This is a genomic window from Streptomyces sp. NPDC000075, assembly GCF_040301925.1.
Lineage (GTDB): Bacteria > Actinomycetota > Actinomycetes > Streptomycetales > Streptomycetaceae > Streptomyces > Streptomyces polychromogenes.
On record NZ_JBEPFL010000032.1, the window covers coordinates 97,469 to 107,621 of the forward strand.

General features: G+C 72.0%; 8 protein-coding genes. All 8 read left to right on the plus strand.

Annotated features, from left to right (window positions below; genetic code table 11):
* Window positions 1-7 precede the first annotated feature (7 nt).
* Window positions 8-712: a rod shape-determining protein MreD gene (gene mreD / locus ABT403_RS30140; protein WP_344156174.1), complete on the plus strand. Its 705-nt coding sequence runs from the start codon at window positions 8-10 to the stop codon at window positions 710-712.
* A gap of 13 nt (window positions 713-725) precedes the next feature.
* The gene (gene mrdA / locus ABT403_RS30145) at window positions 726-2,900 is read left to right on the plus strand and encodes a penicillin-binding protein 2 (protein WP_344156171.1); all 2,175 of its coding nucleotides are present in this window, start codon (window positions 726-728) and stop codon (window positions 2,898-2,900) included.
* A 7-nt stretch (window positions 2,901-2,907) separates the two neighbouring features.
* Window positions 2,908-4,107: a rod shape-determining protein RodA gene (gene rodA, locus ABT403_RS30150; protein ID WP_344156168.1), complete on the plus strand. Its 1,200-nt coding sequence runs from the start codon at window positions 2,908-2,910 to the stop codon at window positions 4,105-4,107.
* Between the two features lie 79 nt (window positions 4,108-4,186).
* A complete protein-coding gene (locus ABT403_RS30155) occupies window positions 4,187-5,776 on the plus strand; it encodes a CYTH and CHAD domain-containing protein (protein ID WP_344156165.1) in 1,590 nt (529 codons plus the stop codon).
* 72 nt (window positions 5,777-5,848) lie between these two features.
* Entirely contained in the window at window positions 5,849-7,774 is a 1,926-nt protein-coding gene (locus ABT403_RS30160; protein ID WP_344156162.1) for a TIGR03960 family B12-binding radical SAM protein, read from the plus strand.
* A 117-nt stretch (window positions 7,775-7,891) separates the two neighbouring features.
* Window positions 7,892-8,833, plus strand: coding sequence for a hypothetical protein (locus tag ABT403_RS30165; RefSeq protein ID WP_344156159.1), 942 nt, complete (start codon window positions 7,892-7,894; stop codon window positions 8,831-8,833).
* Window positions 8,834-8,942: 109 nt separating this feature from the next.
* A complete protein-coding gene (locus ABT403_RS30170) occupies window positions 8,943-9,722 on the plus strand; it encodes a TIGR03936 family radical SAM-associated protein (RefSeq protein ID WP_344156156.1) in 780 nt (259 codons plus the stop codon).
* A gap of 235 nt (window positions 9,723-9,957) precedes the next feature.
* Window positions 9,958-10,153: hypothetical protein (locus ABT403_RS30175; RefSeq protein ID WP_351650265.1), on the plus strand; the 196-nt coding region annotated here is incomplete at its 3' end.

Sequence of the window (10,153 nt, forward strand, 5' to 3'; positions counted from 1 at the left end):
GACCGCCATGCGCATCAACCGGATCCTGCTCGCGGGCTCGCTCGTCTCCGTCGCCCTCGTCCTCCAGGTCACCGTCCTCGGCCGGCTCCAGCTGCCCGGAGCCGTCCCCGACCTGGTCCTGCTGACCGTCGTCGCCCTCGCCCTGGTCTACGGGCACGTCAGCGGAGCCCTGATCGGCTTCGCCGCCGGACTGCTCACCGACCTCGCCCCGCCCGCCGACCACGCCGCCGGACGGTACGCCCTCGTCCTGTGCCTCATCGGCTACCTGGTGGGCCTCGTCCGCCCCGACAACGGCCGCTTCCGCTCCGCCTGGGGGCCGATGCTCACCGTGGTCGCCGCCGCGATCGGCTCCACCCTCCTGTACGCGGGCGTCGGCGCCCTCGTCGGCGACACCGCCGCCCGCCACGTCGGCCTGGTCGGGCTGCTGTTCACGGCGACCCTCTACGACCTGCTGCTGGCGCCGTTCACCGTGCCGTTCATCATGGCCCTCGCCCGCAAGGCCGAGAACGACCCGATGGCCGTCGAGGCGAACGGCGGCCCCCCGCAGGGCAAGGACGTCGCCTCCGGCTGGCTGGCCGGCGGCACCGGGCTGCGGATCGGCAGCCAGCGCGGCGGCCTGCGGATGATGACCGCGCGCGGCCGCGCCAACCGGGCCGGCCGCATAAAGGGCGTCAAAGGTGTCAAGGGCGTGAAGAGCGTCAGGAAGCTGTGACGGGGGAGCGGTAGTGACCAACATTCCGGAGACCGGCCGCACCCCCCGGGTGCAGATCCGGCTCGTGATCCTCCAGGTACTCGTCTTCTCGCTGCTGCTCACCCTCTTCGGGCGGCTGTGGTACCTCCAGATCCGCAACGGCGCGGAGTACTCCGACGAGGCCAAGAACAACCACGTCCAGCAGGTCGTCCAGCCCGCCGTGCGCGGCTCCATCCTCGACGCCCGGGGCATCCCGCTCGCCGACAACGAGACCCGTCTCGTCGTCTCCGCCAGCCGCACCGAGCTGATGAAGATAAAGGACAAGGGCAAGGGCGTCCTCACCCGCCTCGCCGGGGTGCTGGACATGAAGCCGCAGGACGTCATGGACAAGGTCCGCCTCTGCGACTCCAAGACCCCCCAGCCGTGCTGGAACGGTTCCCCCTACCAGCCGATCCCGGTCACCCTGGAGGCCACCACCCAGCAGGCCCTCCAGATCCGCGAACGCCCCGAGGACTTCCCCGGCATCACCGCCGAGCCCACCGCCGTACGCCGCTACCCGGCCCCCGGCGGGGCCAACACCGGCCAGGTCCTCGGCTACCTCTCCCCGGTCACCGACGACGAGATCATCAAGGCCAAGAAGACCAACTCGCCGTTCCTGCGCTCCGACCAGGTCGGCCGCTTCGGCCTCGAACGCACCTACGACAAACAGCTGCGCGGCAAGTCCGGCGTCACCCGCTACGAGGTCGACAACCTCGGCCGCGTCATCGGCGAGGCCGAGAACGACCCCGCGGTCCCCGGCGCCAACCTCGTCACCAGCATCGACGCCCGCGTCCAGGGCGTCGCCGAGTACGAGCTCAACGCCGCCATGGTCGAGGCCCGCAAGCAGATCGACCGCAACACCGGCGTCCCCTACAAGGCCGACGCCGGAGCCGTGGTCGTCCTCGAGTCCAAGACCGGCCGGGTCGTCGCCATGGCCTCCAACCCCACCTACGACCCCAACGTCTGGGTCGGCGGGATCTCCGGCAAGGACTACGCCAAGCTCACCGCCAAGGAGTCCAACGTCCCGCTGATGAACCGGGCGATCCAGGGCCAGGCCGCCCCCGGCTCCATCTTCAAGGTCATCCCCACCACCGCCGCCGTCAACGCCGGCTACCCCTTCGACGGCAGCTACCCCTGCCCCAGCTCGTACTCCATCGGCGGCCAGGTCTTCAAGAACTTCGAGTCCCAGGGCCACGGCAACATCACCCTCGGCCAGGCCCTCGAAGTCTCCTGCGACACCGTCTTCTACGCCCTCGGCCACCAGCAGTGGCTCAAGGACGGCGGCCTCCACCCCATCAAGAACCCGGCGCAGATCTTCTACAAGACCGCCCACCAGTTCGGCCTCGGCGCCGAGACCCACGTCGACCTCCCCGGCGAGGAGAAGGGCCGCGTCCCCGACCGCGAGTGGAAGCAGCGCTTCTGGGAGGCCAACAAGGACCAGTGGTGCAAGACCGGCAAGAAGGGCGGCACCTACGTCGAGCTGCTCTCCTACGAGAACTGCCTCGAAGGCAACCTCATGCGCGCCGGTGACGCCGTCAACTACTCGATCGGCCAGGGCGACACCCTCGTCACCCCGATCCAGATGGCCACCATCTACGCGGCCATCTCCAACGGCGGCACCCTGTGGAACCCGACCATCGGCAAGGCCGTCATCAGCGCCGACGGCAAGAAGGTCGAGGAGATCAAGCCGCAGGCCCACGGCAAGCTGCCCATGGACGAGAAGACCCGGCAGCAGATAAGCGAAGCACTGGAGGGCGTCGCCACCCGCGGCACCGCCGCCTGGCGCTTCGGCGGCTGGCCGCAGAAGCAGATCCCCATGCACGCCAAGACCGGCACCGCCGAGGTCTACGGCAAGCAGACGACCTCCTGGTTCGCCACCTACACCGACGACTACACCATCGTCATGACCATCTCCCAGGGCGGCACTGGCTCCGGCGCCTCCGGCCCCGCCGTCCGCAACATCTACAACGCCATCTACGGCCTCGACATGGCCGGCAAGCAGGACACCTCCAAGGCCCTCCTGCTCAAGCCCGAGGCAGGCCTGCCCGCCATCCAGCCCGACGGCTCCATCGACGCCCCCGAGATCCGCCCCTACGTGCCCCCGTCCCCCGAGGACGCACCACCCGCGCTCGCCGGACCGCCGGCTCCGCCCGCGCACAAGCAGGACTGAGGACCCGATGCAGACCGCCAACAAGTTCTCCGTCTCGCGGTACGCACCCGAGCGCGGGGCCGTGGCCAAGCTGACCTCGCGGGACTCCGTCCTGCGCCGGCTCGACTGGCCGATACTGCTGTCCGCGCTCGCGCTGTCCTTCCTCGGCGCCCTGCTCGTCTGGTCGGCCACCCGCAACCGCACCACCCTCAACCAGGGCGACCCGTACTACTTCCTGACCCGCCACGCCATGAACACCGGCATCGGCCTCGTCCTGATGATCGGCACGATCTGGCTGGGTCACCGCACCCTGCGCGGAGCCGTGCCGATCCTCTACGGGCTCTCCCTGGTGCTCGTCCTGGCCGTGCTCACCCCGCTCGGCTCGACCATCAACGGCGCCCACGCCTGGATCGTCATCGGCGGCGGCTTCTCCCTCCAGCCCGGCGAGTTCGTCAAGATCACCATCATCCTGGGCATGGCCATGCTGCTCGCCGCCCGGGTCGACGCCGGAGACCTCGAACACCCCGACCACCGCACCGTCGTCAAGGCCCTGTGCCTGGCCGCCGCCCCCATGGGCATCGTCATGCTGATGCCCGACCTCGGCTCCGTCATGGTCATGGTCGTCATCGTGCTCGGCGTGCTGCTCGCCTCCGGCGCCTCCAACCGCTGGGTCGTCGGCCTGCTCGCCTCCGGCGCCGCCGGCGCGATCCTGATCTGGCAGCTCGGCGTTCTCGACGAGTACCAGATCAACCGCTTCGCCGCCTTCGCCAACCCCGACCTCGACCCCGCCGGCGTCGGCTACAACACCAACCAGGCGCGCATCGCCATCGGCTCCGGCGGCCTGCTCGGCTCCGGGCTCTTCAAGGGCTCCCAGACCACCGGCCAGTTCGTCCCCGAACAGCAGACCGACTTCGTCTTCACCGTCGCCGGCGAGGAACTCGGATTCGTCGGGGCCGGACTGATCCTGGTCCTGCTCGGCGTCATCCTGTGGCGGGCCTGCGTGATCGCCCGCGAGACCACCGAGCTCTACGGGACCATCGTCTGCGCCGGGATCATCGCCTGGTTCGCCTTCCAGGCCTTCGAGAACATCGGCATGACCCTCGGCATCATGCCCGTGGCCGGCCTGCCCCTGCCGTTCGTCTCCTACGGCGGCTCCTCCATGTTCGCCGTCTGGGTGGCCGTCGGACTCCTCCAGTCGATAAGGGTGCAGCGCCCGATGTCGGCCTGAAACGGGCGCCGCGCCGGCCGCTTCACGCCGCCGTGCGCAGCGCCCTGCCACCGCGCCGGATCGGGACTAGATTCGATCCATGGCGGACACCCAGCGCGAGATCGAGCGGAAATTCGAGTTCACCGGGGGCCGTGGCGGCAAGGGCGGCAGCGGCCCCGGCGGCCGGGGGAAGAAGGCGGCACGGGACCGGAAGGACGCCGGCGCCCGGCGCCGCGTCCCCGACCTGACCGGCACCGCCGCCATCGCCGCCGTCCGGGACCGGGGCACCGCCCTCCTCGACGCCGTCTACTACGACACCCCCGACGGAGCGCTCGCCGCCGACGGCCTGACCCTGCGCCGCCGCACCGGCGGCGAGGACGCCGGCTGGCACCTCAAACTCCCCGTTGCCCCCGGCGTCCGCGACGAGGTCCGCACCCCCCTCTCCGACGGCATCCCGCCCGAACTCGCCGCCCTCGTCCGCTCCCGGACCCGCCGCACCGGACTGGAGCCCCGCGTCCGGCTGCGCTCCGAACGCCGCACCGACGACCTCCTCGACGCGGACGGCAACCTCCTCGCCCACCTGTGCACCGACTCCGTCCGCGCCGAACGCGGCAACGCCGCCACCGCCTGGACCGAGATCGAGGTCGAACTCGCCGAAGGCGCCGACCCCGCCCTCCTCGACGCCGTCACCGCCCGCTTCGCCGAGGCCGGCCTGCACCCCTCCGACGCCCCCTCCAAAGCCGTCCGCGCCCTCGCCGCCCTCGGCGCGGCCCCGCCCCCCGACCGCCCCGCCCCCGGCCCCGCCGACGGGACGGCCGGCGCGCACGTCCTGGCGTACCTGCGCGAACAGCGCGACACCCTCGTCGCCCAGGACCCCGCCGTACGCCGCGACCAGCCCGACTCCGTCCACCGCATGCGCGTCGCCACCCGCCGCATGCGCAGCGCCCTCGCCACCCACCGCAAGGTCCTCGACCGCACCGCCACCGACCCCCTGCGCGCCGAGCTGCGCTGGCTCGGCGCCGAACTCGGCGCCGACCGCGACCGCGAGGTCCTCCTCGAACGGCTGCGCGCCCGCCTCGCCGAACTCCCGCCCGCCCTGCGCGCCGGCCCGGTCCGCGACCGGCTCCGCGCCTGGAACACCACCCGCCGCGCCCGCACCCGCCGCCGCGCCGTCGCCGCCCTCGACGGCGAGCGCTACCTCGACCTCCTCGACTCCGTCGACGCCCTCCTCGCCGCCCCGCCCCTGCGCAAGGCCGCCGCCCGCCCCGCCTCCCGTCCCCTGCGCAAAGCCGTCCTGCGCGACTGGGACCGGCTCGCCGACCGGGTCGCCACAGCCCTCGCCCTCGACCCGGGCGAGGAACGCGACCGGGCCCTCCACGAGGCCCGCAAGGCCGCCAAACGCGCCCGCTACGCCGCCGAGACCGCCGCCCCCGCCCTCGGAAAGCCCGCCCGGCGCCTGGCGAAGGCCGCCAAGAAGGTGCAGACCCTCCTCGGTGAACACCGCGACGCGGTCGTCACCCGCGAGGCCCTCCTCGGCCTCAGCGCCCAGGCCTCCGACGCGGGGGAGTCCGCCTTCACCTGGGGCCTGCTCTACGGCCGTGAGGAAGGCCTGTCCTCCCGCCTGGAACACCGGCTTCCGGCCATCTGGGCCAAAGCGGAGTCCCGCCGGTCGCGGGCGGCCCCGAAATGATCACGTGGAGAAGGGGGCCCGGGCCTCAAGGTACGCTTGAGAGTCGCCCCCTGCCCGCTTCACGAAAGTCGCGTGATGTCCGAGTCGGTCTTCCCACAGCTCGAAGCTCTGCTCCCGCATGTGCAGAAGCCCATCCAGTACGTCGGCGGTGAGCTGAACTCCACCGTCAAGGACTGGGACGCGTGTGACGTCCGCTGGGCGCTCATGTACCCCGACGCGTACGAGGTGGGCCTGCCCAACCAGGGCGTCATGATCCTCTACGAGGTACTCAACGAGCGCGAGGGCGTCCTGGCCGAGCGCACCTACTCGGTGTGGCCGGACCTGGAAGCCCTGATGCGCGAGCACCAGGTGCCGCAGTTCACGGTCGACAGCCACCGCCCGGTCTCCGCCTTCGACGTGTTCGGCCTGTCCTTCTCCACGGAGCTGGGCTACACCAACATGCTCACGGCGCTCGACCTCGCCGGCATCCCGCTGGAGGCGAAGAACCGTACGGTCGACCACCCCATCGTCCTCGCGGGCGGCCACGCGGCCTTCAACCCCGAGCCGATCGCGGAGTTCATCGACGCGGCCGTCATCGGCGACGGCGAGCAGGCCGTCCTCGACATGACCGAGATCATCCGCACCTGGAAGGCCGAAGGCCGTCCGGGCGGCCGCGAGGAGGTGCTGCTGCGCCTCGCGAAGACCGGCAGCGTCTACATCCCGGGCTTCTACGACGTGGAGTACCTGGAGGACGGGCGCATCGGCCGTATCGTGCCGAACCGCTCCGGCGTGCCGTGGCGCGTCTCCAAGCACACCGTCATGGACCTCGACGAGTGGCCCTACCCCAAGCAGCCGCTGGTCCCGCTCGCCGAGACCGTCCACGAGCGGATGTCCGTCGAGATCTTCCGCGGCTGCACCCGCGGCTGCCGTTTCTGCCAGGCCGGCATGATCACGCGCCCCGTGCGGGAGCGAAGCATCACCGGCATCGGCGAGATGGTGGAGAAGGGCCTGAAGGCCACCGGCTTCGAAGAGGTCGGCCTGCTCTCCCTCTCCTCCGCGGACCACACCGAGATCGCGGACATCGCCAAGGGCCTCGCGGACCGCTACACGGACGACAAGATCGGCCTCTCGCTGCCCTCCACCCGCGTCGACGCCTTCAACGTGGACCTGGCCAACGAGCTGACCCGCAACGGCCGCCGCTCCGGCCTGACCTTCGCCCCCGAGGGCGGCTCCGAGCGCATGCGCAAGGTCATCAACAAGATGGTCTCGGAAGAGGACCTGATCCGCACCGTCGCCACCGCCTACGGCAACGGCTGGCGCCAGGTGAAGCTGTACTTCATGTGCGGCCTGCCGACGGAGACCGACGAGGACGTCCTCCAGATCGCCGACATGGCGATCAACGTCATCGCCAAGGGCCGCGAGGTCTCGGGCCAGAACGACATCCGCTGCACGGTGTCGATCGGCGGATTCGTCCCGAAGCCGCACACCCCGTTCCAGTGGGCCCCGCAGCTCTCCGCCGAGGAGACGGACGCCCGCCTGACCAAGCTCCGCGACAAGATCCGCGGGGACAAGAAGTACGGCCGCTCCATCGGCTTCCGCTACCACGACGGCAAGCCCGGCATCGTCGAGGGCCTGCTCTCGCGCGGCGACCGCCGCATCGGCGACGTCATCCGCGCCGTCTACGAGGACGGCGGCCGCTTCGACGGCTGGCGCGAGCACTTCTCCTACGACCGCTGGATGCAGGCGGCGGAGAAGACCCTGCCCGCGTACGGCGTCGACGTGGCCTGGTACACCACCCGCGAACGCACGTACGAGGAAGTCCTCCCCTGGGACCACCTGGACTCCGGCCTGGACAAGGACTGGCTGTGGGAGGACTGGCAGGACGCCCTCGACGAAACCGAGGTCGAGGACTGCCGCTGGACCCCGTGCTTCGACTGCGGCGTCTGCCCGCAGATGGACACCCACATCCAGATCGGCCCCACGGGCAAGAAGCTGCTGCCGCTGTCCGTGGTGAAGTGATCTGATCCCGTACGCGAGCGCCCCCCGCCGGAAATCCGGCGGGGGGCGCTCGCGCGTGCGGTGCCGCCATCCGCGGGGTGGCGCAACGGCTCGGCCGGGTCTGGTGTCCTTAGCGGCATGGAAATCGAGAAGCGGCAGACCGTGCCCGCCGGGGACGGGTGTCTGGCCGGGGTCGTCAGGGTGCCGGTGAAGGTCGTCGCCGTGCTGCTGGTGCTGCCCGTGCGGGTGGTGTGGGACCTGGTCGCGGCCTGTGCGCGGGGGCTCGGGCGGCATGTGCTCGCGCCGCTCGGCAACGGCCTCGGGTGGGGGCTCGTACGGCTGTGGCGGTACCTGCTGAAGCCGCTCGTGCTGGTGGTTTTCTATTGGCCCTGGGTGGGAACGTGGCGGTACCTCGTCGCTCCGGCCGGGGCCGCCCTGTACCGCTACGGGCTGCGGCCGCTGGGGATGGGCGTCGCCTGGGTGGCGCTGGCCGTCGGGCGGTACGTGCTCGCGCCCGTCGGGGCCGGGCTCGGATGGGTGCTGCGGGACCTGGTCGCACCGCCGCTGGCCTGGCTCTACCGGCGGGTGCTGACGCCGCTCGGGCACGGGGTGCGGTGGCTGGTGCGCGGGGCCCGTCTGCTGGTGTTCGTCTGGCCCTGGGTGGGGCTGTGGCGGTACGCGGTCCTGCCGCTCGGACGCGGGGCGGCCTGGGTGGCCGTGCACGTCCTCGCGCCGCCCGTCGTCTTCCTCGTCCGGCACGTCCTCGCGCCCGCCTGGCACCTCGCCGGCCGGATCACCCGCGCGCTGGGACGCGGACTGCGCTGGCTGTGGCGCGGCTGCGTCGCCCGGCCCCTCGCCTGGGTCCACCGGCAGGTGGCCGCCCCCGTCGGGCACGCGCTGCGCCAGGTGTGGCGGACCTCCCGCGCCGCCGTGCGCGAGGCGCGCGCCGAGGTGCGGCGGGTGCTCTTCGGGGGGCCCGCCCGGGAACCGGCGAGGTCACGGGCGCGTACTCTGGGTAGTACGACAGCCGCCGACGCGGCACCCGCTCCCGAGATCTCCCTGCCGCACCGGCGGGGGTGAACCGGACGGGTCGACGGAACTCAGGGCGGCGCGCGAGCCGCGACGCCCCGCACAAGGAGAAGAACCACTGGGCAAGCGACAGCCCGAAGGCCCGCCTCCCGCACCGGTGGTGCAGCGCATCCGACTGCGCTACACCAAGCGTGGCCGCCTCCGGTTCACCAGCCACCGAGACTTCCAGCGCGCCTTCGAGCGCGCCCTGCGCCGCGCCGAGGTGCCCATGGCGTACTCGGCGGGCTTCACCCCGCACCCCCGCGTCTCGTACGCGAACGCCGCTCCGACCGGCACCGGCAGCGAGGCCGAGTACCTGGAGATCGCCCTCGCCGCGCCCCGCGACCCCGAGACGCTGCGCAAGCTGCTCGACGAGTCGATGCCGCTCGGCCTCGACATCGTCGACGCGGTCGAGGCCCGCACCTCCGGTCTCGCCGACCGGCTGACGGCCTCCGTCTGGGAGCTGCGCCTGGAGGGCGTGGAGCCCGCCGACGCCCAGCGCGCGGTGGAGGCGTTCCTCGCCGCAGGGACGGTGGAGGTGCAGCGCCGCACCAAGAACGGGATCAGGACCTTCGACACCCGGGGCGCGGTGGTCAGCCTCGAAGCCCTTCCGGCCCAGGTTGATAGGCCGCTGGACAATGCCTGTGCGATACTGCGGCTGGTTGTTCGGCATTTGACACCTGCCGTGCGACCCGACGACGTCCTGTCCGGTCTCCACGCTGTGGCCGACCTGGCGCCGCCGGTCCCCGCTGCGGTGACCAGGCTGGCGCAGGGGCTCTTCGACGAGGAGTCCGGCACGGTGACCGACCCGCTCGCGCCCGACCGCGAGGCTGACACGGCCGCCCCACCCACGGCCGCCGTGAACGCCGACGCGAAGGCGCCGGAAGGTCCCGCCGCGTAGGGATCGTCGTCGTCGCGCCGCCCTGGCACTCGGGAGCCACCTGGGTCGGGCAGCGCACTGACCTGAAGACTTCCGCCAGGCCGTACGGACAAAGACGTACGGAACCGGCGGCCATGGACTACAGCTCCCGTGTGGCGAACGCGCCCCGGAGGCCGGCTCCGCGTACATCGCGCGGAGTCGTGCCGGACCGGATGTCAGCCGCGGCGCCCGGGAGCGTGACGGGAGAACCGCCCGCATGCTCGACAACGAAAACGAGAACACCCCCGCCGCCGACGCCGGCAGCCCCAGCGACAACCTGCCCCCGCGCAGGCGCCGCCGCGCGGCTTCCCGGCCGGCCGGCCCGCCCGGCGGCGCCGCCGCCGAGGCGCCCGCCGAGACCGCCCTCACCGACGGGGACGGCGTTCGCCTGGTAGAGCAGGATGTCGGCGACC

Bases quoted from the DNA above. Each gene is read 5' to 3' on its own strand.
- ABT403_RS30155 (WP_344156165.1), top strand. From the start codon at position 4,187: ATGGCGGACACCCAGCGCGAGATCGAGCGGAAATTCGAGTTCACCGGG.
- mreD (WP_344156174.1), top strand. From the start codon at position 8: ATGCGCATCAACCGGATCCTGCTCGCGGGCTCGCTCGTCTCCGTCGCC.
- rodA (WP_344156168.1), top strand. From the start codon at position 2,908: ATGCAGACCGCCAACAAGTTCTCCGTCTCGCGGTACGCACCCGAGCGC.
- ABT403_RS30165 (WP_344156159.1), top strand. From the start codon at position 7,892: ATGGAAATCGAGAAGCGGCAGACCGTGCCCGCCGGGGACGGGTGTCTG.